The following is a 21,659-nucleotide window of genomic DNA, read 5'->3' as shown; positions in this document are numbered from 1 at the left end:
CATCTGCTCCACTTTCCGCTCTGCTCGCCCCCTAGCCTCACCGGGAGGGGCCTTCCGTGAGCACGAACCCCAATCCGAGCCGCGAAACCTCGTCATCTGCTGTGACGGCACCCTAAACAACGCCCCACGCGCGTTAACCGTCCGTTAACCAACGCAGCCTAGCCTGCGGTAATCGTCCAGCCATCATTAGCTCGAAATGCCTTCCCGGTTCGCTCCAGGAGAAGCGCCAATGTGCGTTGCGTTGTTGACGTATGCCGATCTCAGTGCCCGCCTCAATATCTCGCGCGAGGCCGCGCGTGCCCTGGCGAGACGTCGCCGTTTGCCGCGCTCGCGGTCGGAGGACGGCAAGGCCCTGGTGAGCGTCGATCTCGCCGAGCTCCGCTACACGCCCCGCCCGCGAATTGGCCGCAAGGCAGCCCCCATCGCTGCCCCCATGGCTGAGATCGAGGCCTTCAAGGTCGAGGCCTTCAAGGTCGAGGCCTTCAAGATCGAGGCCTTCAAGATCGAGGCATTCAAGGCGGAGATCGCGCGGCTCGAAGCCCTCGCAGCCGGCGCCAGGTTAGTTTTCGAGCGTGAGCGCGAGCGCGCCGATCGCCTGGCCGTCGAGTTGCTGCAGGCGGCCGCCGAGACGGCGGCAGCCAATGCGTGGGCGGCACGACTGGAAGACGAAGTGGCGGACTTACGGACCGGTCGCCAGGCTGGCGGCGCGACCGCGGGACAAGCCGCGCGTCGATTGGGACATCTGGCCGCGGCCATCGTGGGCGCAGACCGCGCGGCTCGCAGATAGCACTCGAACCCTTCTCCATCCCGGCCTGCCGGAGCAATCGCGAGGACAGAATGACTGGCATGACCGATATTCACGAGATGAAGGCGCGCATTGTCGTATTCGGGGTCGGCGGCGCCGGCGGCAATGCCGTCAACAACATGATCACATCCGGGCTGCAGGGGGTCGACTTCGTCGTCGCCAATACCGACGCTCAGGCGCTTGCCATGTCGAAGGCGCCGCGCCTGATCCAGCTGGGCACCCAGGTCACCGCAGGCCTCGGCGCCGGCTCTCAGCCCGAATTGGGACGCGCCGCAGCCGAGGAGGTCATCGATACGATCCGCGATCAGTTGACCGGCGCGCACATGGTGTTCGTGACCGCCGGCATGGGCGGCGGCACCGGCACCGGGGCCGCCCCCATCATCGCCAGGACCGCGCGCGAACTCGGCATCCTCACGATCGGCGTCGTCACCAAGCCATTCTACTTCGAGGGCCAGCGCCGCATGCGCTTTGCCGAAGCCGGCATCGAGGAGCTGCTGAAGACGGTCGACACCCTGCTGATCATCCCGAACCAGAACCTGTTCCGGGTGGCCAGCGCCAAGACCACATTCGCCGATGCCTTTGCCCTTGCCGACCAGGTGCTCTATTCGGGCGTGGCCTGCATCAGCGACCTCATCGTCAAGGAAGGCCTGATCAATCTCGATTTTGCCGACGTTCTCTCCGTGATGCGGGAGAAGGGCAAGGCCATGATGGGACGGGGCGAGGCGTCCGGCGAGAAGCGCGTGCTCGCCGCCGCCGTGGCCGCCATTTCCAATCCGTTGATCGAGAACCCCTCGATCAAGCGCGCCAGCGGCCTCATCATCTCCATCACCGGCGGCAAGGATCTCATGCTGTACGAGGTCGACGAAGCCGCGACGCGGATTCGCGACGAGGCCGACCCGGACGCCAACATCATCGTCGGCGCCTCGTTCGACGAAAGCCTCGAAGGCATCGTCCGCGTCTCGGTGGTGGCGACCGGGATCGACAATGTCGACCCGGCGCAGCTGGCGGCGCCGGTGGAAACCGCACTCACGCAGCTCGCCGGCAGGCTGCGCGACGACAGCCGCCGCATCGCCGATCGCATCGAGCAGCGCAGTGCGCCGCTTCCGCACGTGGAAAGCCCGCCGCTCCGCCCGGCGGCCGGCCGACCCGCAGTGCAACCGGCAAGGCCCGATCCGGAATATGCGCGCCGCGCGGCGCCTCAGCCGCTCGATCCCTACGGACGCACCGCTCCGCGCAATATAGCCGACGAAGACCTTCTCGACATCCCGGCCTTCCTGCGCCGCTCCGCTAATTGAGCGGGCGCGGGGGAAGCGCGGGGCGATCGCATTTGGTCTTAGTGAGCTCGCGTGCGATGCCCCACAGCGTCATGGCCGGGCTTGTCCCGGCCATCCACGCCTTTCCCACGGCACGAAGAACGTGGATGCCCGGGACAAGCCCGGGCATGACGAGTTTGTGGCCCCGGCTGTGCCGAACCACTGTGATATGAGGCTCTGATATCTCGCCGCGCACTCCGCCCTCATCCTGAGGGCCCGCCGTAGGCGGGCGTCTCGAAGGATAGCCGCAGGCGAGCTTCCGATCTGCGCAGCGCGCCGATCGTTCACGCTGCCGTGCTGCGCGGGGTCTCCGCCGTTTCCCTTTTTTCCGGCTCCTTGTCGCGAGACAGCCATGCCGGGAAGCGAAGCAGGCGATCGTTGCCGTCTTTTGGCGGCTCGATGGGCGGTGCTTCATTGGCCGAACGCGGGAGGTCCAGCACGGCCTGCCCTGCCCGCACCGCATCCGCGCGCTGATCCAGTTCGCGCATCAGGGGATCGAGCACGCTGTCGATTTCGGTCGCCACCGACACGATGAAACTGTTGAGCTCGCGAGCCTCGGGCACAACGGCCGAGGCCGACTCGATCGCCCTGGAGAGACCGTCGACGACCGGTGCGAACGCGCCGGCGGCTTGTTTGATTCGCGTTCTTATCGCTTCGATCTCGGCCAAGACGCGATCACGCTCCCGCCTGGTCTTCTCTTCCGAAAGGCGGGCTTCGATTTCGGCGATCTGAGCCGTGAGAGTCGTGGCTTCGGATGCGAGTGCATCGCGGCGCAGGCGCGCACGATCGAGATCGCGACTGAGATTGTCCACTAGATCGTCCTTCCCGAACATGGCTTTGCTCCGTAGGACAGCCGTGACGCGAACCGCCAGCCGGTTAAGCGAACCAAAGGCTGGATCGGCCGAAAAAGGCATCAACTTCGGTCGCGTCATATGGGCCGACATGGTGACCCCCACCGTCCTCATTAGGCGACGACATGGTTAACAGGTGGTTAATGTCAACAGATGATGGGGCAATGAGGCACCATGCCGCCGATGCCGACTTCGTCTCCTCGCTGCCATCCATTTTCGCTATACTCGCCCCGGTAGCATCACCGGGAGGGGCATACCGTGGAGCACGACGACCAGCACAAACCCAAAACCGAGCCGAAAAACCTCGTCATCTGCTGTGACGGCACCGGCAACGAGATCTCGGAGAACATCTCCAACGTCCTGAAGCTCTATCGCTGCCTGCGCAAGACCGACAAGACGAAGCCGCGGCAGATGGTGTTTTACGATCCGGGCGTCGGCACGGTGACGGAGCCTTCGACGTGGCACCGGCTCAAGGCCAACGTCAATCTGGTGCTGGGGCTCGCCACCGGCTACGGGCTCGATGACAACGTGCTGTCAGCCTATTGCTTCCTGGTCGAGCATTACGCGCCGGGCGACCGCATCTACCTGTTCGGCTTCTCGCGCGGCGCCTACACCGTGCGGGTGCTGGCGGGGCTGATCCACAAGATCGGGCTGATCTCGCCGGAGCAGGCGAACCTCGCGGGCTCGGGCCTCGTCGCCTACAAGCAATATTCCGGCACCGGGCGCGGCAACGACATCGAGGACCTCAAGGATGTCGCCTTCGACGAGAGCGGGCCGCTGCCGAAGGACGAATTCGACCTCGCCGCCCAGTTCGCGCGCATCACCTCGACGCGCTGGCCGACCATCCACTTCATCGGCGTCTGGGACACGGTGGCGAGCGTGATCGTGCCGCGGCGCGACAATTTCTTCTTCGTATTCAGCCTGGAGGAGCTCGCCTTCACGCTGCGCAATCCGAGCGTAAAAATCTTCCGGCAGGCGATCGCGATCGACGAGCGGCGCTGCATGTTCCGCCTCAAGGCGTACAAGGAGCCGCAGGAATATTGGAGTAACCGCTATGTGCCCGACGAGAAGAAGGTGCCGCAGGACATCATGCAGGTGTGGTTCGCCGGCGTTCATTGCGACGTCGGCGGCGGCTATCCGGAAGCCGAGAGCGGCGAGTCCAAATATCCGCTGATCTGGATGATCGAGGAAGCGGCGAAGGCCGGGCTGAACTTCAACCCGCGCACCGTGAACCAGCTCGCCTGGGGCATCCAGCGCAAGAACTCGCCGTTCCAGTATGTCGAGCCTGCCTACACCGGCAAGGTGGGCGAGCTGCACAATTCGATGACGGCGCTCTGGCGCGTGCTGGAATTTGTGCCGAAGAGCGCAAAGTACAAGGAATGGCCGCAGCGAAAGGTTTTTCTGGGCTTCTACATCCCCGATTGCGAGCCGCGCGTGATCCCCGAAGGCGCCCATGTGCACGAGAGCGTGCTGAAGCGGATGGCGGTGGAGCCGGGCTACCGGCCGGTGAACTTGCCGAGGGATTATGTGACCGTGCCGATGCCGGTGCGGCCGCATGCTGAAGCCGCTCCGGACTCGCTGCCACCCTCCCCTGAAGGGGGAGGGTCGGCTCATATTGAGCACAGCGAAATATGAGACGGGGTGGGGTGAAGGTCTCTCCACCTCCAACAGTGCCCGTGTTGAGAGATCACCCCACCCCGCTCGCGCTACGCGCGATCGACCCACGAGCGAGCTTCGCTCGTCTCGGACCCCTCCAGGGGAGGGTGGGCATCCCGCTACCGGCGTTTTCTCCGTTCGCTGCTACTTTTCATTAAAATTCTCGGGCCGCCCTTAGTCGGATCGCATCAACTCTTTTCCATCATGCCTCCCAAGACCACCCGCGCCGTCCGCGGAATTGGAGGAGAGTGCCAATGCATCCGCGCCGACATGCCCGCGTGAAACCGTCCGGGCTGGTATCCCGCCAGGCCAAGATCATCACTGACCCGCGCGCGCCGGTGATTCCCTGCACGCTGATCGACTACTCGCCCGGCGGCGCCTGCGTCGATCTCGGCGGGCAGGTGAATATCCCCGACAGGTTCGAGCTGCTCCACGTCAACACCAAGAAGCGCTGCCGCATCGCCTGGAAGCGCGGCTCGCGGATCGGCGTGGTGTTTTAGGGGGACGCTCTCTCCGTAACTGAATAATTCCGCCGAGCACTCCGCTCTTCCCCCTCCCCCTTGCGGGGGAGGGTTGGGGAGAGGGGTGGCCCGGCAATAGGTGTTAGCTGCGTGCGAGGTGATGCAACACAGGCGCGCTTCATTCGATAGCGCGTGCCGTGTGGCTACCCCTCTCCCTAGCCCTCCCCCGCAAGGGGGGAGGGAACGCAGCGGTGATGCGGCACGACCTTTTTCCAACAGCTGTCGTAGCTACGCCCGCATCCTGGCTTTCGTGCCGGCGACGATCTGCATGGCGACGCCGGCGATCCAGCCGAACAAAGCGAGCCAGGTCCACGCCAGGTGCGGCTCGAGGCGGAGCACGATGACGCCGACGGAGGCGAGCGCGGTGAGCGTGGCGCAGAGCGTGCCGGCGGCGCTGAGGAATTCCGCGGCGTCGATCGCGCTGTGGGCGTCGTCGAAGGGCAGCTGCGGCGTGTCGATGCCGAGATAGAAGCCGACGAAGCCGAGCAGCATCATCAGCAGCAGGAAGCCCTGCGTGGTCAGCGGGGCGATCGAAGATCCCACATAGGCGCCGACGAACAGCCCGCACGCCGCGCCTGCCATCGCGAGGCCCACGCGCTCGAAAACGTGGGCAGTCTTGCGAACACGAAACCGCATGGCGGGCCTCCCTGAGGAGTTGGGTGCGCGGGAGGGTAGGCCAGTTTTGCGGTGCGTGGAAGGTGAGGAGAGTTACGGATGCGTGAGGGCGCGGGATAGTGAGGGCACGATCGCCCGCGCTGCCCCCACCGCTGTCGTCCCGGACAAGCGAAGCACAGATCCGGGATCACCACAGGGAGAGATTTGGCGAAGACTTTAAGTTGTGCAGTGGCAACTCATACCGCGCATCATCGTGAGATCACGCGGTATGGCAGCGCCCTCTCGCGCCCTACCTTGCCCCGAACGTGGTCTTGCCGAACAGCGCCTTTTGCGTCGACGGCTGCGAGCGCCAGTATTGCGGCGGGGCTTCGACTTCGCCGCCGAGTTCGGCCGCGGCGTGCCAGCCCCAGCGGGGATCGTAGAGCAAGCTGCGGCCGAGCGCGACCATGTCGGCCTTGCCGGATGCCACGATCTCCTCGGCGTGTTTGGCTTCGGTGATCAGGCCGACGGCGATGGTGGGCAATCCGGTCTCGCGCTTGATGGCCTCGGCAAACTGCACCTGATAGCCGGGGCCGAGCGGGATCTTCTGCAGCGGCGAGACGCCGCCGGAGGAGGCATCGATCCAGTCGACGCCGCGCGCCTTCAGCGCGTTTGCGAACGTGATGGTCTGCGCCAGGTCCCAGCCGCCCTCGACCCAGTCGGTCGACGACACCCGCATGCCGACCGGCTTGTCGTGCGGGAAGACCGCGCGCACCGCGTCGTAGATCTCGAGCGGAAAGCGCATGCGGTTTTCGAGCGAACCGCCATATTCGTCGGTGCGCCTGTTGGAGATCGGCGACAGGAACTGATGCATGAGATAGCCGTGCGCGCCGTGCAGCTCGATCGCGTCGATGCCGAGCCGGGCAGCGCGCTTGGCGCTGTCGACGAAGGCCTCGCGGATGCGCTTCAGGCCGGCGGCATCGAGCGCCAGCGGCGCGGCCTCGCCTTCCTTGTGCGGCAGCGCCGACGGCGCCACCGTCTGCCAGCCGCCTTCACTCTGCGGAATGAGCTGGCCGCCGTCCCAAGGCCGCGCGCTGGAGGCCTTGCGGCCGGCATGGGCGAGCTGCATCGCGACGGCCGTGGTGGAATGCTTGCGCACGGAGGAGAGGATCTGCTTCAGCGCGGCTTCGCAGGCGTCGCTGTAGAGCCCGAGACAGCCCGGCGTGATGCGGCCGATCGCCTCCACATGGGTCGCCTCGATGCAGAACATCGACGCGCCCGACAGCGCGAGGTTGTTGATATGGGTGAAGTGCCAGTCGGTGGCGACGCCGTCGTCGGCCGAATACTGGCACATCGGCGACACCACGACGCGGTTCTTCAGCGTCAGGCCGCGCAGCTTGATCGGGGAAAACAGGGCGCTCATGCGGGGAGTTCCGGGGGATGGAGGAATGGAAGCGATTGCATGAAGTTTAGTAGCCCTACGGCGAATTGCCAGCTGCGCGGCGGACATGCCCGCCCGCGGCGCCATGCATTGCGCGCGTCATATGATCACAAGGCGGAGATAACCCTCGGCCGCTTGCCAGGAACTCCACTGTCATCCCGGGGCACGCGAAGCGCGAGCCCGGGATCCATAACCACGGGATTGGGTTTTACGAAGATCGACAACAGCTGGTCTTCGCCAAACGTCTCTCTCCCTGTGCCTATGGGTCCCGGGCTCGCGCTTCGCGCGCCCCGGGACGACGATCGAATTTGAGGCCCCTACTCCAGCTCCTCGAACCTGCCCGGCACGGGCTTGCCCATGCGGATGCGGCCGTCGGGCAACAGCTCGCCGTCGGCTTCGGCCGAGAACTGGATCGTGTTGCCGCCGCCGTCGCGCTTGCTGACCTTGCCGAGCGGGCCGAGCTTGTCGGCAAGCGCGGTGTCGTCGAGCACGAACACGCGGTACTCGGTGAGGTGAAAGCGGCGCGGCGCCTGCCATGTCAGCGCGGGCACGGATGTGCGCATGTCGCCGTCGGTCTTGATGTCGACGCTGCGGCCGGTCACGTCGCGGAACAGATCCGGCCCGGCGACCAGCCGCGCGCGGCCGCCGTCGATGGCGTAGAGATTCAGCGTGACGATATGGCGCTCGCTGCGGAACGAGACCGCGACGGTGCGTGAGTCCTGCGACCAGGCGGCGTGGAAGGCATCCGGCGCCGAGTCCAGAATGTTGTCGTCGTTGACATTGTCGAGCGTCATCAGCCGGCGATGGCCGGGCTCGGCCATCAGGTAGATGCGAAAGCCTTCGCTTCCAGACTCGCCGCCGCCATGGGCTGCGACCGACAGCTTCCCATTCGGCGCGCGGCCGCCCTGGATGATGGCGTATTCGTTCTTTCCGTACCGGTGCTCGGCCGTGGCGAAGGCCGGCGACAGCGCGGCGAGCGTGAAAATGAGGGCGAGGGCGAGGATGGCGCGGCAGGGCATGACGGTTTGTCGGAGAAGGGCGGGCGGACGTTCACTCCACCAGCGTGAACTGCAGCAGCAGCGTGCGCTGGAGCATCGAGAAATTGTCGTCCGACACCAGCGTCAGCACGGTCTCACCCTCGGGCGTGACGTGGGCGTCGATGCCTTCCATGTTGTCGACCTCGTGGCCGAGATCGGCGGCGAACAGCGCAGGGCCGTCGACCAGCGCGTTGGGCGCGATGGATTTCAGGGGGATCGACCGGATGCGGATGTTGATGCCAGTGAACCAGGAGAATTTGCGTTCGAGGATGAGAAGCTCGCCGGACGGCAGCAGCACGGCATCGCTGATGTCGAATTTTTCGGTGCGGCGGACGCTGAACTGGCCGGGCGACGGACCGCCGATCAGGAACGCGACCAGATTGCCGTCGGCGTCCAGTCCGCGTTCGGAGAAGGCGATCAGGGTGCCTGCCAGCGGCTGGCCTTTCGGCACGACGACCATCGCTTCGAGCCCCTTGTTGGAGGGCAGCTTCCGCACGGCGGGCGGCGTCGGCAACACCTCGCCGCGGGCGCGCGTGCCGCCTTTCGCGAAATCGAAGCGCAGGACCTGGTTGACGCGCTCGAGCCCGACGTAAACGACATTGCCGTCGCGCGCGAGCGACTCGGTGTCGTACCAGAACCGCCTCTCCGTGATCGGCCGGCCCTCGGAATTGAGCATCGGGGACGCCTCGACATCGTCGAGCCCGATCATCTTGCCGCCGGAATAGCGGATGCTGCCGGTGAACCAGCCGCCCTGGTCGGAGATCGCGAGGAAGCGCTCGCCCTTCGCATCGAGCCGGATGCCGGACAGGCCACCGAAGCCGCGATAGGGCGAAGTCAGCACCAGGCCGCTGCGATATTGCAGCTGACCGAAGCGCACGCGCGAGCGGTCGCGCGGCTCGAAATTGGGAATCGGCCGCGCGTTCACCTCGACGCTGACAGCCTCGGTGACGGCGTGCTCGATCTGCGCGGTGCGCGGCGGCGGCTCGGTCGTCGGCTGCGCCTGCGCCAGTCGGGAGAGTGCGAGAGTGGAAAATCCCGCCGCCGCGTGGCCAAGAAAGCTGCGGCGGGACGATTGCGTGCTCACGAATGCAGTTTGCGTCGCGGGCGACCGGCCTGATGCGTGGGCGCGGTATTGGTCTCGCTGAACAGTTCGGCGAGCTTCTCGGTGATGGCACCGCCGAGCTCTTCGGCATCCACGATCGTTACCGCGCGGCGATAGTAGCGCGTCACGTCATGGCCGATGCCGATCGCGATCAGCTCGACCGGCGAGCGGGTCTCGATCTCCTCGATGATGTGGCGCAGGTGCCGCTCGAGATAGTTGCCGGGATTGACCGACAGCGTGGAATCGTCGACCGGCGCACCGTCGGAGATCATCATCAGGATCTTGCGCTGCTCGGGCCGGCCGAGCAGGCGCTTGTGCGCCCAGTCCAGCGCCTCGCCGTCGATGTTCTCCTTCAGCAGACCCTCGCGCATCATCAGGCCCAGATTCTTCCGCGCGCGGCGCCAGGGGGCGTCGGCGGACTTGTAGATGATGTGGCGGAGATCGTTGAGGCGGCCGGGATTGGCCGGCTTGCCGGCGGCAAGCCACGCCTCGCGCGATTGCCCGCCCTTCCAGGCGCGCGTGGTGAAGCCGAGGATCTCGACCTTGACGCCGCAACGCTCCAGCGTGCGCGCCAGGATGTCGGCGCAGGTCGCGGCGACCGTGATCGGGCGGCCGCGCATCGAGCCGGAATTGTCGAGCAGCAGCGTCACCACGGTGTCGCGGAACGTCGCCTCCTTCTCGTGCATGAAGGACAGCGGGTGATAGGGATCGGTCACCACGCGCGACAGCCGCGCCGGATCCAGAATGCCCTCTTCGAGGTCGAAGTCCCAAGCGCGGTTCTGCTGCGCCATCAAGCGTCTCTGAAGGCGGTTGGCGAGGCGCGCGACGATGCCCTGCAGATGCGCGAGCTGCTTGTCGAGATAGGCGCGCAGGCGCTCCAGCTCGTCATGGTCGCAGAGGTCTTCGGCCGCGATGACCTCGTCGAATTTCGGCGCGAAGGCGTGATATTCCGGCCCGCGCGGCTCGTTCTTGCCGTGAGCGTTCGGACGCGTCGCCTCGCCCGGCGTCTCGTCGTCGCCGAGTTCGCCGTCGTCGAACGTGTCGGAGGTCGAGGCCTGCGCGCTTTCCATCGCGCTCTCGCTCATCTCCTCGCTGGAGGCCTGCGCCTGGTCGGCGCTCATCTCCTGCGCGGCATCGGAATCGGGCGAGCCTTCGGCGCCGGACTGGTCGTTGTCGCCGTCGCGGTTTTCCTCGTCGTCGTCGTTGTCTTCGCTGTCGGCGCTGCGCTCGTCGCCGAGCTCGAGCGCGGTCAGCAGGTCATGCACGGCGTCGCCGAACCTGGTCTGGTCCTCGACCAGGCCATCGAGCCGGTCGAGCCGCTTGCCGATCTTGTCCTCGAGAATGGGCCGCCAGAGATCGACCATCTTCTTCGCCGCCGTGGGCGGCGCCATGCCGGTCAGGCGCTCGCGCACCAGCATCGCCAGCGCATCCGCCAGCGGCGCATCGGCACGGTCGGTGATTTCGTCGAACTTGCCGCGATGGAAATGGTCGTCGAGCATCGCGCTGAGGTTTTTCGCAACGCCCGCCATGCGGCGCGCGCCGATCGCCTCGACGCGGGCCTGCTCGACCGCCTCGAACACGCCGCGCGCCTGCGGATTGCCGGGCATCAGCTTGCGATGCAGCTTTGCATCGTGACAGGCGATCTTGAGCGCGATGGAATCGGCGTGGCCGCGCACGATCGCAGCGTCACGCTTGGTCATCTTGCGCGCGGGCTCGGGCAGCCGCGCTTTGCCCGGCGCCAGACCAGGGCGCTCGGCAGCAAAACTGACCTCGAGCTCCGGCGACTTCGCGATCGCCTTCAGGCAGGAGGCCACCGAGCGCTTGAACGGCTCGGTCGGGGCTTCCTTGGTGTTACGGAATTTGGAGTTGGATGATGATGTGCTCATAGCGACTTCGTAAACGAGTGGCGCGTCACGCCGCCGGGATAGCCCTTGAGGGTGCCGAACTCCTCGTACCCGCAGGAACGATAGAAGCCCGGCGCCTGGAAACTCATCGTGTCGACATGGGCCTGGATCGCGCCCTGCCGTCTTGCCTCGTCCTCGATCGCCGCGATCAGCTTCGTGCCAAGACCCTTGCCGCGCTGCTTCTGGTCGATCCAGAAGTACTGGATGAACAGAACCGTGGCCCACAGGTGTCCGACGATGCCGCCGACGATCTTGCCGCGGTCTTTCAGCGAGACCGCGATGCTCCTGACCTTCTGCTTCCCGAACTGCTCGTCGTTATAGGCGCCGAGCCCGGCGAGCACAGCCTTCTTGGTGGTCCCAATGGTGCGCTCGACGGTGATGTTTGGCATGGTCTAGCTGAGCGCCACGTTGACCGCCGATTCCGGCAGCTCCGCGTTGAAGCAGCGCTGGTAGAACTCGGCGACCAGGGGACGCTCGAGCTCGTCGCACTTGTTGAGGAAGGTGACCCGGAACGCGAAGCCGATATCGCCGAAGATATCGGCGTTCTCGGCCCAGGTGATCACCGTGCGCGGGCTCATCACCGTCGACAGATCGCCATTGGCGAAGGCGTTACGGGTGAGATCGGCAAGGCGGACCATCTTGTTGACGATGTCGCGGCCTTCCTGCGTGCGATAGTGCTTGGCCTTGGCCAGCACGATCTCCACTTCCTCGTCATGGGCGAGATAGTTCAGCGTGGTGACGATCGACCAGCGGTCCATCTGGCCCTGGTTGATCTGCTGGGTGCCGTGATAGAGGCCCGAGGTGTCGCCGAGGCCGACCGTGTTGGCGGTCGAGAACATGCGGAAGGCCGGATGCGGCTTGATCACCTTGTTCTGGTCGAGCAGCGTCAGGCGTCCGGAGACTTCCAGCACGCGCTGGATCACGAACATCACGTCGGGGCGGCCGGCGTCGTATTCGTCGAACACCAGCGCGATGTTGTGCTGGAGCGCCCAGGGCAGGATGCCGTCGCGGAATTCGGTGACCTGCTTGCCGTCGCGGACCACGATGGAGTCCTTGCCGACGAGGTCGATACGGCTGATGTGGCTGTCGAGGTTGACGCGCACGCAGGGCCAGTTCAGGCGGGCAGCGACCTGCTCGATATGGGTGGATTTGCCGGTGCCGTGATAGCCGGTCACCATCACGCGGCGGTTGCGGGCAAAGCCGGCGAGAATGGCAAGCGTGGTGGCACGGTCGAAGCGGTAATCAGAATCGACTTCGGGCACATGAGGATCGACTTCGGAATAGGCCGGGACTTCAAGATCGCTATCGATCCCGAACACCTGGCGCACCGACACCTTCATGTCGGGCAGACCGGAAATTTCCTCAACTTTGGACAGAGCGGCGGTCGTCATCAATCCTCCGAGGCCCCGGGCGATCCCGAGACCAGTTATTTGCACGTTGGCTGCGGCTGGGTGCGGTTGCGAACTTATCAGAGACAACGTGCCGGCAGAAGCCCGCGCCCCAATCAAAGTTCCATTGTCTTTTCATTTAGATAGGCAAGGAACGCGATTTTTGGAGGGCTGCCTTGCGAATCACGCTCAAATTTCAAGCGGGCCAGCGGCCCTGCCCGCGCGAATGGCACTTTTACCGCGTGCACCTACTTATGTAGGGTCCGAACCCCGGTGCTCCAGCCCCCCACGAAAGACGACGTGACGTCCTTTCTCGATCCCCTCATATCCTTCGTTTCAGCCCATGTGTGGCTGGCCTATCTGACCCTGTTCCTGGCGGCGCTGCTCGAAGCCGTTCCGGTGGTGGGATCGGTGATCCCCGGCTCGACCATCATTCTGGCGCTGAGCGCGCTGGTTCCAGGCGGGGAATTGAAGCTGCAATGGGTGCTGCTGGCGGCGGCAATCGGCGCCGTGCTGGGCGACGGCTCGGCCTACTGGATCGGGCACCGGCGGCAGCGCGAAATCCTCAACACCTGGCCGCTGACCAACTATCCGCGCGTGGTTGCCGAGAGCGAAAGCTTCTTCCACCGCTTCGGCACCTGGGCCGTGTTCTTCGCCCGTTTCGTACCGCCGATCCGCGCCTTCGTGCCCGTCACCGCCGGCGCGCTGGGGATGACCCCCGCGAAGTTTTATGCCGTGAATATCCCGGCGATCCTGGTCTGGGCCCCCGCGCATGTGCTGCCGGGCGTGCTGGCGGTATCGGCCTTCCACCAATATTTCGGCGTGCCGCACCATGGGCATCCGTTCAAGCACATCTGGATCTTGATGGTGGTGGCCGTGGCGATCATCGGCGGCCTTGGCATCTGGTACTACCGCCGCCGGCAGAACGGCCTCGTCGCGACGTCCAAGCCGCGGGCTTAGTGCGCCGGTGTCGTCCCTGCCTAGTGCGCAATTGCGCACTAGGCAGGGACGACAGCGGAGGACGACGCGCTCGCAGAGAGATTTTAACTAGCCCTTCTTCCCGGCGCCGGTCCGACATAGCGCGCCCGCGGGCGGATCAGCTTGCCGAACTGCAATTGCTCGCTGGCGTGCGCGATCCAGCCGACGCTGCGGGCCATCGCGAACAGCGCGAGCTCGCTGCCTAAGGGCAGGCGCAGCGCGTGCACGAGGACGGCCAGTGCATAGTCGATGTTGACGAGCTCGCCGGTCGCCTCGACGATCCGCTCCGGCACTTCGCGCGTGAATTTGCGCGGCGCGCCGGCACGCGCCAGCGCGTTCAGCAGCGACTGCGCGCGGGGATCGCCGCGCTTGTAGACGCCGTGGCCGAAGCCGGCAAAGCGCTCACCCAAGGCGACGCGCTCGCGAACCATCGGGGCGACATCGCGATCGACCAGCGCCTTGACGAGCTGCGAGGCCAGCACGCCGGCGCCGCCATGCTTCGGCCCTTTCAACGCGGCGAGGCCGGCGATGACGGAGTCATAGAGGTTGAGGCCGGTCGATGCCGCACAGCGCGCGGTGAAGGTCGAGGCGTTCAATTCGTGATCGGCGAGCAGCACCAGCGCGCGGCGGATGAGGTCGGGCGCGTGCTTGTTGTCGGGCGCCCAGGCCTTCGCGATCTGCTGGTGCAGCGGCTCGGACGACGGCTCGGCGTTGAGCATGGTCGCAACCAGGAGCCGGACAATGCGCCCGCCGACCATCGCGCGGCCGTCGGGCGCGCGGGTGAAGGCACGCGCGTCCGCGCTGGTCGCGAGCGCCAGCACTGCGATGGCACGGTCGATCGGCGCGGCGCGGCGCGCGGCCTCTGCGATCGCGCGCATCTCGTCGGATATCTGGGGCTGATTGTCCGGCGTGAAGGGATCGACGTCGGAGACGTCCCACAGCAGCGTCGCCGTGTGCTCCAGCGTATCGTTCTCGGCGAGATCGACGCAATTGACGCCGCGGTAGATCGCGCCCTCCTCGGTGATGGTCGAGATCTCCGTGTCCATGACAGGCAGGTCGGCATCGAAGCTGCGCAGGCCGCGCGGCTCCGGCGACGGCACCCGGCGCTCCTTGAGCGCGCGGACGTCCTCCGCCCGATAGCGGTTCTTGCGCGAATCCGGCGTCGGCTCGGAGCGGATCAGGCCGCGGCTGACATAGGCGTAGAGCGTGGCCGGCGAGATCGCGAGCTCGGCGGCAGCTTCCCGGGCCGACAGACAGAGTTCCTCGGAATTATTCATATTGATTTATGTAATCAAGATTGATCAATCTGTCGAGAGGCCTGATTTTCTCCTGGTGCAGTGCAAAGGAGATTGGGTCATGAACATCCACCTCACCAAAAGCCAGATCGGGCTGGACGGCGTTCCCGCGGCCGAGACCGTGCTGAGCCATGTCGACGGCGAGCGCGGCGAGTTGATCATCGCCGGCGAGCATGTCGGCACCCTCGCAAGCCAGTCGAGCTTCGAGGGCGTCACCGCCCGGCTCTGGAACGGCGCGAGCAAGACCACGCTGAGCGAAGCCAATGTGCGGGCGAGCCTGGGCGCGGCGCGCGAGCGTGCGTTCGCGCGTTTGCCGGAGCTGTTGCCGGCGACACGCGGCATGAGCATCGTCGACGAGTTCCGCGCGGCGGTCGCGGGCCTGCGCGCGGAAAACGGGCTGGAACATGAGGCGACGATCGTCGGCGCGTTTCCGGTGATCGCTGGCGCGCTGGTCCGTCGCGCCAAGGGATTGGAGCTGCTCGCGCCCGATCCGAATGCGAGCCATGCCGCCGATACGCTGCGGATGCTGCGTGGCGCCTCACCGAAGCCGCGTGAGGTCGCGGCGCTGGACGCCTATCTCGTCACGGTCTGCGACCACGGCATGAACGCTTCGACCTTCACGACGCGCGTGGTGGCCTCGACGCAGGCCGATCTGTTTGCCGCCGTCACCGCCGGATACTGCGCGCTGACCGGCCCCTTGCACGGCGGCGCGCCGGAGCCGGTGCTGGAAATGCTCGATGCGATCGGCTCCAGCGAACGCATCAAGCCATGGGTCGATGCGGCCCTCGCCCGCGGCGAGCGGCTGATGGGCTTTGGCCATCGCGTCTATCGCGTGCGCGATCCGCGCGCCGACGTGCTCAAGGCCGCGATCAGGCGGCTTTCGGCGGATGGCGCCGACCTGCCCTTTGCCGGCGAGGTCGAGGCCTATATCCGCAGCGCGCTGCGCAAGAAGAATCCTGACCGGCCGCTGGAGACGAACGTGGAGTTCTTCACGGCGATTCTGCTCGATGCCCTCGCCATTCCACGCCAGGCCTTCACGCCGATCTTCGCAGTGGCGCGTGCAGCGGGGTGGACCGCCCATGCGCGCGAGCAACAGCGGACGGGGCGGTTGATCCGGCCGAGTTCGTCATATGTGGGGGAAATGCCGAAGGCTTCCGGCGAATAGAGCACAAGGGCACGACAGCCGGGCCGTTCACTGCGCTGTCGTGCCTCGCCCGGACGAACAATGACACGGCAGAGCCGTCGCGCGAGATCGTGATTGCGGGAACGCGCGCACGGTCCGGGCGACGAACTTGGAACATCTCCGGGTCTGGGGACTTAACTGTGAGCCCCCTCGGATCAAGATTCCAATGCTGGACCTGTTTGGACAAGCGGACGAGGCCAGGATCGGCGAGATCGCCGCCGGCTATGCCGCCAACCGGACCGAGGCCGGCACGGATTCTGAAAGACGATTCCGCGACTTGCTGCAGGCTCTGCCTGCCGCGATCTACACAACCGACGCGGAAGGCTGCATCACCTTCTTCAATCGCGCCTGCATCGATTTTGCCGGACGCATGCCGAAGATCGGCGAGATGTGGTGCGTGACCTGGAAGCTCTATCTGCCCGACGGCACGGCGCTTCCCCACGATGAATGCCCGATGGCAATCGCGCTCAAGCAGAACCGGCCAGTGCGCGACGTCGAGGCCGTGGCCGAGCGGCCGGACGGCTCCCGGATCTGCTTCATGCCATATCCGACGCCGCTGCGCGACGAACGGGGGCGTTTGGTTGGTGCGGTGAACATGCTGGTCGACATCACGGCTCGCAAGGAGGCCGAGCAGAGGATGATGCTCCTCACCTCCGAGGTCGATCACCGTTCCAACAACCTGCTCGCGGTGGCTCAGGCGATGCTGCGGCTGACGAAGGCGGATACCGCGGAAGAGTTCCAGACCGTGTTTGCAGGCCGGCTCAGCGCGCTTGCCAACGTGCAGAGGCTGTTCTCGGCTTCGCGTTGGACCGGCGCGAATCTGAAGACCATCGTCGAAGAGGAACTCCGGCCGTACGCAAGCCGGGACGGCGAGCGGATCAGGATCGCGGGAGACGACGTCCGCCTGCCGCCCACGCTGGCCCAGTCGATCGCCGTCGCGCTGCATGAGCTCGCCACCAACGCCGCCAAGTATGGCGCGCTGTCGAGGCCTTCGGGCAGGCTGGAGATCAGCTGGGAGACCAATGGTGCAGAGCCTCTCGTGCTGCACTGGTCGGAGAGCGGCGGTCCTCGGGTCAACGAGGCGCCGACGCGCAAGGGCTTTGGAATCGGCGCGGTCGACGGCATCATCCGGACCTTGCGCGGAACCATTACCCGACAGTGGAGGCCGGAAGGACTGGTTTGCGAACTGTCCTTCCCGGAAGGCGTAGCCTAGGCCTCGCGGACCACCGTCTTCAGATAATTGTAGGCCTTGATGATCTCGATCAGGCGGTCTTCGGTCGACCGGTCGCCACCGTTGGCGTCAGGGTGATGCTGCTTGACCAGCGCCTTGTACTTGCTCTTGACGTCGGCGAGCGTGGAATCGGGGCCGAGGCCCATGACCTGGAGCGCCTTGCGCTCGGCGTTCATCACCTTGCGCGTCTCGGCCTTGGGCTCGGCCTGCGGACCCTTCCGCCAGCCCGCACGGCCGTTGATCTCACTGAACATGCTGAACGGATCGGACGCCATGTCGATCTCGGCTTCCGCACCCTTCTTGCCGCCATTGGCGCCCATCTTCCAGGTCGGGCGGTGACCGGTCAGCGCATCCTTCTGGTAGCGCGCGACGGCATCGGCATTCATGCCGGAGAAGAAATTGTAGTTCTGGTTGTACTCGCGCACGTGGTTCAAGCAGAAGTGCCAGTACTCGCGCTGGTTCTCGCGGCCCTTCGGCGCACGGTGCGCGCCCTTGTTCTGACACCCGGCCCATTCGCAATTGACCACGGCGTCGCGCGGCTTCACTTCCGGCTGCTTGCCTTTCGGCTTGACCCGGATGGAGTCGAAGAACTTTGATGAATCGATCGGCATGACTGACTTTGACTACGCAATGCAAAAACCTTCAAGTCTTGACATTGCAATTAGCTGGGAACCCGCAGCCGAAGTTTCACTCCGGCGTCTTCGAGGTACGGCCGCCGCAGGCGGCCTATGCAATTGACGGAGTGCGGCTGCGCGCTTTAATGGCACTCATGGTTATGAAAGACACTATCAGCAACAAGTTGAAGGAAGCTTTCACGCCGGAAAGCCTGCAGGTCGTCGACGAGTCACATTTGCATGAGGGCCACGCCGGCCATCGGCCGAGCGGCGAAACACATTTTCGCGTTTATATTGTGTCTCAGGCCTTCAAAGGGAAGAGCCGGGTCGATCGCCACCGCATGATAAATTCGGCGCTGGCCGCGGAACTTGCCGGCAGCGTGCACGCGCTCGCGATCCACGCGCAGGCACCGGGGGAAGGTTGATCTTCGCTTACCCTCCCCTGGAGGGGGAGGGTCGGCTCATATTGAGCGCAGCGAAATTTGAGACGGGGTGGGGTGATCTCTCCACACGCGACACTGCCCGAGTGGAGAGATCACCCCACCCCGCTCGCGCTGCGCGCGATCGACCCTCCCCCTCCAGGGGAGGGTAAGAGAAATCAAAACGACGTTCCCGCCCGCCTGGGCTTGGCCTCTTCCATCTCCGCGTCACGCGGCACCGGTGAAATACGGAGCGCGGTGATGCGGTTGCGTTCGCGGCGGAGGACGCGGAAACGGAAGCCGTGGAACGTGAAACTCTGGCCGCGGTCGGGGATCGAGCGCGCCTCGTGAATGACGAGACCGGCGACTGTCGTTGCCTCCTCATCGGGCAGGTGCCAGTCCATGGCGCGGTTGAGATCGCGGATCGGCACCGAGCCGTCGACCACGACCGAGCCGTCCGGCTGGGCGCGCACGCCGGCGACCACGACGTCGTGCTCGTCGGAGATGTCGCCGACGATTTCTTCCAAAATGTCTTCCAACGTCACGAGACCTTCAACCTCGCCGTACTCGTCGACGACGAGCGCGAAATGGGTTTTTCGGCGCCGGAACGCCTTGAGCTGCTCGGAGACCGGGCGCATTTCCGGCACGAACCAGGGCGGCAGCGCGATGGTGGAGACGTCGATGCGCGAGGTATCGCCGTCGGATGCGCGGATTGCGCGCAACAAATCCTTGGCGTGAAGCACGCCGATGATGTTTTCCGGCTTCTCGCGCCACAGCGGAATGCGGGTGTACTCGGTCGCCAGCACCTCGCGCACCAGTTCCTCCGGCGGCAGGTCGGCATTGATCATCATCATCTCGGTGCGATGGATCATGACGTCGGAGACCTGGAGCTCGCGCAGATCGAGCAGGCCGCCGAGCATGTCGCGGTCCTGCTTCTCGACCTTGCCCTCGTGGTGCAACAGGTCGACCGCGCCGCGCAGGCGCTCGGTCGGCGACAGGATCGCCTGGTGCTCGCCGGCCAGACCAAACAAGCGCATCAGCAGACGGACGATGACCTCGACGATCCGCAGCAACGGTCCCAGCACATACATCGTCAGCCGCATCGGGCGGGCGACCGCAAGGGCCATGCGGTCGGGCGCGTTGATCGCGATGGTCTTCGGCAGCACCTCCGCGAAGATCACGACCAGCGCCGTCATCACGCCGGTGGCATAGAGCACGCCGACATCGCCGAACCAGGCCGTGAAGATGCTGGTGGCGAGCGCGGACGCGCTGATATTGGCGATATTGTTGCCGAGCAGCAGCGCGCCGATCAGGCGCTCGCGCATGTCGAGCAGCTGCGAGACGACATCGGCGTCGTGGTTACCCTGCTTGGAGAGCCGCAGCATGCTGGCGCGCGAGGCGCCGGTCAGCGCGGTCTCGCTCGCGGCGAAGAAGCCCGAGACGAGCAGGCAGAGAATGACGATGGTGAATCCGAGCCAGTCCATGCACCACTCAAAAACCGGTTAGCCGCGCATCAAGCCTTTTGCGCGAGCTTCTCTTTGAGGAAATCGCGCACCGGCGCCGGCTCGACGTCCTTCGCGATCACGGCACGCCCGACCGCCTCCAGCAGGATGAAGGTGAGCTTGCCGCGCTTGACCTTCTTGTCCTGCGCCATCAACGCCATCAGCGCGTCGGCGTCGGCGAGCCCTTCCTGCGCGAAACCGGCGATGTCCTGCAGGCGCGTCGGCAGGCCAGCCTCGATGAGGTGACGCTCGACGCGCGCGGCATCGGCCTCGCCGATCATGCCAAGCTTCGCCGAGAACTGCGCCGCCAGCGTCATGCCGATCGAAACACCCTCGCCATGGAAGAGGCGATCGGAGAAACCGGTCGCGGCCTCCAGCGCGTGACCAAAGGTATGGCCGAGATTGAGCAGCGCGCGCTCGCCGGTCTCGCGCTCATCGCGCGAGACGACGCCGGCCTTGGCGCGGCAGGAGGTCGCGATCGCGTGCTCGCGCGCCGAGCCGCCTTTGAAGATATCGGAATGGTTCTTCTCCAGCCAGGTGAAGAAGGCTTCGTCGCCGAGCACGCCGTATTTGGCGACTTCGGCATAGCCGGCGCGGAATTGCCGCGGCGACAGCGTGTCGAGCACGGCGGTGTCGGCAATCACCAGCACGGGCTGGTGGAAGGCGCCGAGCAGATTCTTGCCCTGCGGCGAATTGATGCCGGTCTTGCCGCCGACGGAGGAATCGACCTGCGCCAGCAGCGAGGTCGGCACCTGCACGAAATCGACGCCGCGGCGCAGGATCGCGGCCGCAAAGCCGGCGAGATCGCCGACCACGCCGCCGCCGAGCGCGATGACGAGATCGTTGCGCTCGATCTTCGCGGCGATCAGGGCCTCGCTGACCTTTTCGAGGCCGGCATAGGTTTTGGAGATCTCGCCTTCCTCGACCACGATGCGCGAGGTCGGAATGCCGGCAGAAGCGAGCGACGCTTCGGTCGGCTCGAGCCAGTATTTTGCGACGGTGCGATCGGTGATGATTGCCGTACGCACGCCGGGCCGCAAGCGCGCGACACGTTCGCCGAGCGAGGCCAGCACGCCGCGGCCGATGACGATGTCATAGGCGCGATCGCCGAGCGCGACGTCGACGTTGACAGGATCTGAATGTTTCAACGGCGCAGTCATCGTACGGCACTCGCAACGTCGGCAGGTGATTGGGCGGCTTGTTCGCCGCGGAAATGGGCGCGCAGCGTCTCGATGCATTCCTCGACGATCTTGTCGTGCGGCACGTCGCGCGAGGCGATGGTGAGGTCGGCATGGCGATAGATCGGCTCGCGCTCGGTGAGGAGGCGCGTCACGGTTCCTTCGGGATCGGCGGTCTGGAGCAGCGGGCGGTCGGCGCGGCGGCGCACCCGGCGCATGATGACGTCAGGGTCGGCTTTGAGCCAGATCGAGACCGCCTTGGCCGCAATGCGGTTGCGCGTCTCCTCGCGCATGAAGGCACCGCCGCCGGTCGCCAGCACGATCGGTTCGCCGTCGAGCAGGCGCGCGATCACCCGCGCCTCGCCATCCCGGAAATACGGCTCGCCATGGCGCTCGAAAATCTCCGGTATGGTCATGCCGGCATGAGCGACCTCGATCTCGGTGTCGGCGTCAACGAAGGGCAGCTTGAGCCGGGCCGCCATGCGGCGGCCGATGGTGGATTTGCCCACCCCCATCATGCCGACGAGCACGATCGAGCGCGTCCCGAGCGCCGACAGGATGTCGGCCTCAGGGGCAGCTTGTATCGGCAACGCGGCGTCGGGCATAAATCTCGCTCTGGGTCTCGCTCGATCTGCCGCCGGAGGCGG

At 65.6% G+C, this 21,659-nt stretch carries 21 protein-coding genes; 8 read left to right on the top strand and 13 right to left on the bottom strand.

Annotation, left to right across the window (positions count from 1 at the left end; translation table 11 throughout):
* Positions 1 to 229: 229 nt before the first annotated feature.
* Both AB7245_RS03295 and ftsZ read left to right on the top strand, forming a co-directional pair.
* Positions 230 to 787 (top strand): hypothetical protein, encoded by a 558-nt coding sequence (locus AB7245_RS03295; protein WP_354102341.1) that lies wholly within the window; start codon positions 230 to 232, stop codon positions 785 to 787.
* A 50-nt stretch (positions 788 to 837) separates the two neighbouring features.
* A complete protein-coding gene (gene ftsZ, locus AB7245_RS03290) occupies positions 838 to 2,100 on the top strand; it encodes a cell division protein FtsZ (protein ID WP_063980638.1) in 1,263 nt (420 codons plus the stop codon).
* A 302-nt stretch (positions 2,101 to 2,402) separates the two neighbouring features.
* Here ftsZ and AB7245_RS03285 read toward each other — a convergent pair whose 3' ends face one another.
* Complete coding sequence (locus AB7245_RS03285; protein WP_225005617.1) at positions 2,403 to 2,951, bottom strand: hypothetical protein; 549 nt, start codon at positions 2,949 to 2,951, stop codon at positions 2,403 to 2,405.
* A gap of 276 nt (positions 2,952 to 3,227) precedes the next feature.
* Here AB7245_RS03285 and AB7245_RS03280 point away from each other — a divergent pair, with 276 nt between their 5' ends.
* Both AB7245_RS03280 and AB7245_RS03275 read left to right on the top strand, forming a co-directional pair.
* The gene (locus tag AB7245_RS03280) at positions 3,228 to 4,604 is read left to right on the top strand and encodes a DUF2235 domain-containing protein (RefSeq protein WP_063980636.1); all 1,377 of its coding nucleotides are present in this window, start codon (positions 3,228 to 3,230) and stop codon (positions 4,602 to 4,604) included.
* Positions 4,605 to 4,879: 275 nt separating this feature from the next.
* Positions 4,880 to 5,125: a PilZ domain-containing protein gene (locus AB7245_RS03275; protein ID WP_028149457.1), complete on the top strand. Its 246-nt coding sequence runs from the start codon at positions 4,880 to 4,882 to the stop codon at positions 5,123 to 5,125.
* A gap of 249 nt (positions 5,126 to 5,374) precedes the next feature.
* Here the strand turns inward: AB7245_RS03275 and AB7245_RS03270 are convergent, their stop codons facing one another.
* The 7 genes from AB7245_RS03270 to cobS all read right to left on the bottom strand — a co-directional run bounded on the left by AB7245_RS03270 (position 5,375) and on the right by cobS (position 12,615).
* Complete coding sequence (locus AB7245_RS03270) at positions 5,375 to 5,782, bottom strand: hypothetical protein (protein WP_063980635.1); 408 nt, start codon at positions 5,780 to 5,782, stop codon at positions 5,375 to 5,377.
* Between the two features lie 268 nt (positions 5,783 to 6,050).
* Complete coding sequence (locus AB7245_RS03265; RefSeq protein ID WP_063980634.1) at positions 6,051 to 7,163, bottom strand: NADH:flavin oxidoreductase/NADH oxidase; 1,113 nt, start codon at positions 7,161 to 7,163, stop codon at positions 6,051 to 6,053.
* Between the two features lie 335 nt (positions 7,164 to 7,498).
* Positions 7,499 to 8,200 (bottom strand): hypothetical protein, encoded by a 702-nt coding sequence (locus tag AB7245_RS03260; protein ID WP_063980633.1) that lies wholly within the window; start codon positions 8,198 to 8,200, stop codon positions 7,499 to 7,501.
* A gap of 31 nt (positions 8,201 to 8,231) precedes the next feature.
* Entirely contained in the window at positions 8,232 to 9,302 is a 1,071-nt protein-coding gene (locus AB7245_RS03255; RefSeq protein ID WP_063980632.1) for an esterase-like activity of phytase family protein, read from the bottom strand.
* Positions 9,299 to 11,206, bottom strand: coding sequence for a cobaltochelatase subunit CobT (gene cobT / locus AB7245_RS03250; RefSeq protein WP_014490393.1), 1,908 nt, complete (start codon positions 11,204 to 11,206; stop codon positions 9,299 to 9,301). The genes AB7245_RS03255 and cobT overlap by 4 nt, the downstream gene beginning before the upstream one ends.
* Entirely contained in the window at positions 11,203 to 11,613 is a 411-nt protein-coding gene (locus tag AB7245_RS03245; protein ID WP_028149462.1) for a GNAT family N-acetyltransferase, read from the bottom strand. Before AB7245_RS03245 ends, cobT begins: the two co-directional genes overlap by 4 nt.
* 3 nt (positions 11,614 to 11,616) lie before the next feature.
* The gene (gene cobS / locus AB7245_RS03240) at positions 11,617 to 12,615 is read right to left on the bottom strand and encodes a cobaltochelatase subunit CobS (RefSeq protein WP_063980631.1); all 999 of its coding nucleotides are present in this window, start codon (positions 12,613 to 12,615) and stop codon (positions 11,617 to 11,619) included.
* Positions 12,616 to 12,912: 297 nt separating this feature from the next.
* On the opposite strand from cobS, the gene AB7245_RS03235 reads away from it, so the two are divergent.
* On the top strand, positions 12,913 to 13,572 hold the full coding sequence (locus AB7245_RS03235) for a DedA family protein (protein ID WP_063986024.1): 660 nt from the start codon (positions 12,913 to 12,915) through the stop codon (positions 13,570 to 13,572).
* 83 nt (positions 13,573 to 13,655) lie between these two features.
* Here AB7245_RS03235 and AB7245_RS03230 read toward each other — a convergent pair whose 3' ends face one another.
* A complete protein-coding gene (locus AB7245_RS03230) occupies positions 13,656 to 14,867 on the bottom strand; it encodes a citrate/2-methylcitrate synthase (protein WP_439033887.1) in 1,212 nt (403 codons plus the stop codon).
* A 79-nt stretch (positions 14,868 to 14,946) separates the two neighbouring features.
* Between AB7245_RS03230 and AB7245_RS03225 the strand changes: the two genes are divergently transcribed.
* Positions 14,947 to 16,050 carry a citrate synthase/methylcitrate synthase gene (locus tag AB7245_RS03225; RefSeq protein ID WP_063980629.1) on the top strand — a complete coding sequence of 368 codons (1,104 nt, stop codon included), beginning with the start codon at positions 14,947 to 14,949 and terminating at the stop codon, positions 16,048 to 16,050.
* Between the two features lie 184 nt (positions 16,051 to 16,234).
* Positions 16,235 to 17,281: a sensor histidine kinase gene (locus AB7245_RS03220; protein ID WP_063980628.1), complete on the top strand. Its 1,047-nt coding sequence runs from the start codon at positions 16,235 to 16,237 to the stop codon at positions 17,279 to 17,281.
* Here the strand turns inward: AB7245_RS03220 and AB7245_RS03215 are convergent.
* The gene (locus AB7245_RS03215) at positions 17,278 to 17,910 is read right to left on the bottom strand and encodes a J domain-containing protein (RefSeq protein WP_014490400.1); all 633 of its coding nucleotides are present in this window, start codon (positions 17,908 to 17,910) and stop codon (positions 17,278 to 17,280) included. The genes AB7245_RS03220 and AB7245_RS03215 overlap by 4 nt on opposite strands.
* Positions 17,911 to 18,068: 158 nt before the next feature.
* Between AB7245_RS03215 and AB7245_RS03210 the strand changes: the two genes are divergently transcribed.
* On the top strand, positions 18,069 to 18,338 hold the full coding sequence (locus tag AB7245_RS03210; protein WP_063986023.1) for a BolA family protein: 270 nt from the start codon (positions 18,069 to 18,071) through the stop codon (positions 18,336 to 18,338).
* 173 nt (positions 18,339 to 18,511) lie between these two features.
* Here AB7245_RS03210 and AB7245_RS03205 read toward each other — a convergent pair whose 3' ends face one another.
* The 3 genes from AB7245_RS03205 to AB7245_RS03195 are packed head-to-tail and all read right to left on the bottom strand — an operon-like array spanning position 18,512 to position 21,617.
* Positions 18,512 to 19,816, bottom strand: a complete 1,305-nt coding sequence (locus tag AB7245_RS03205) for an HlyC/CorC family transporter (protein ID WP_063980627.1) — start codon at positions 19,814 to 19,816, stop codon at positions 18,512 to 18,514.
* Positions 19,817 to 19,845: 29 nt separating this feature from the next.
* Positions 19,846 to 20,994 carry a 3-dehydroquinate synthase gene (aroB, locus tag AB7245_RS03200; protein WP_063980626.1) on the bottom strand — a complete coding sequence of 383 codons (1,149 nt, stop codon included), beginning with the start codon at positions 20,992 to 20,994 and terminating at the stop codon, positions 19,846 to 19,848.
* Entirely contained in the window at positions 20,991 to 21,617 is a 627-nt protein-coding gene (locus AB7245_RS03195; RefSeq protein WP_063980625.1) for a shikimate kinase, read from the bottom strand. Before AB7245_RS03195 ends, aroB begins: the two co-directional genes overlap by 4 nt.
* Between the last annotated feature and the right edge of the window lie 42 nt (positions 21,618 to 21,659).

Source organism: Bradyrhizobium sp. 604_D8_N2_3 (assembly GCF_051810765.1).
Lineage (GTDB): Bacteria > Pseudomonadota > Alphaproteobacteria > Rhizobiales > Xanthobacteraceae > Bradyrhizobium > Bradyrhizobium barranii.
The sequence above is the reverse complement of the archived record's forward strand: the minus strand, read 5'-3'. Positions and strand labels throughout refer to the sequence as shown.

Excerpts from the sequence above, each read along its gene's own strand:
- cobS (WP_063980631.1), bottom strand. The coding sequence starts at position 12,615 with ATGACGACCGCCGCTCTGTCCAAAGTTGAGGAAATTTCCGGTCTGCCC.
- aroB (WP_063980626.1), bottom strand. The coding sequence starts at position 20,994 with ATGACTGCGCCGTTGAAACATTCAGATCCTGTCAACGTCGACGTCGCG.
- AB7245_RS03195 (WP_063980625.1), bottom strand. The coding sequence starts at position 21,617 with ATGCCCGACGCCGCGTTGCCGATACAAGCTGCCCCTGAGGCCGACATC.
- AB7245_RS03225 (WP_063980629.1), top strand. The coding sequence starts at position 14,947 with ATGAACATCCACCTCACCAAAAGCCAGATCGGGCTGGACGGCGTTCCC.
- cobT (WP_014490393.1), bottom strand. The coding sequence starts at position 11,206 with ATGAGCACATCATCATCCAACTCCAAATTCCGTAACACCAAGGAAGCC.
- AB7245_RS03270 (WP_063980635.1), bottom strand. The coding sequence starts at position 5,782 with ATGCGGTTTCGTGTTCGCAAGACTGCCCACGTTTTCGAGCGCGTGGGC.
- AB7245_RS03215 (WP_014490400.1), bottom strand. The coding sequence starts at position 17,910 with ATGCCGATCGATTCATCAAAGTTCTTCGACTCCATCCGGGTCAAGCCG.
- AB7245_RS03230 (WP_439033887.1), bottom strand. The coding sequence starts at position 14,867 with ATGAATAATTCCGAGGAACTCTGTCTGTCGGCCCGGGAAGCTGCCGCC.
- AB7245_RS03295 (WP_354102341.1), top strand. The coding sequence starts at position 230 with ATGTGCGTTGCGTTGTTGACGTATGCCGATCTCAGTGCCCGCCTCAAT.
- AB7245_RS03265 (WP_063980634.1), bottom strand. The coding sequence starts at position 7,163 with ATGAGCGCCCTGTTTTCCCCGATCAAGCTGCGCGGCCTGACGCTGAAG.
- AB7245_RS03275 (WP_028149457.1), top strand. The coding sequence starts at position 4,880 with ATGCATCCGCGCCGACATGCCCGCGTGAAACCGTCCGGGCTGGTATCC.
- AB7245_RS03220 (WP_063980628.1), top strand. The coding sequence starts at position 16,235 with ATGCTGGACCTGTTTGGACAAGCGGACGAGGCCAGGATCGGCGAGATC.
- AB7245_RS03245 (WP_028149462.1), bottom strand. The coding sequence starts at position 11,613 with ATGCCAAACATCACCGTCGAGCGCACCATTGGGACCACCAAGAAGGCT.
- AB7245_RS03210 (WP_063986023.1), top strand. The coding sequence starts at position 18,069 with ATGGTTATGAAAGACACTATCAGCAACAAGTTGAAGGAAGCTTTCACG.
- AB7245_RS03260 (WP_063980633.1), bottom strand. The coding sequence starts at position 8,200 with ATGCCCTGCCGCGCCATCCTCGCCCTCGCCCTCATTTTCACGCTCGCC.
- AB7245_RS03205 (WP_063980627.1), bottom strand. The coding sequence starts at position 19,816 with ATGGACTGGCTCGGATTCACCATCGTCATTCTCTGCCTGCTCGTCTCG.
- ftsZ (WP_063980638.1), top strand. The coding sequence starts at position 838 with ATGACTGGCATGACCGATATTCACGAGATGAAGGCGCGCATTGTCGTA.
- AB7245_RS03285 (WP_225005617.1), bottom strand. The coding sequence starts at position 2,951 with ATGTTCGGGAAGGACGATCTAGTGGACAATCTCAGTCGCGATCTCGAT.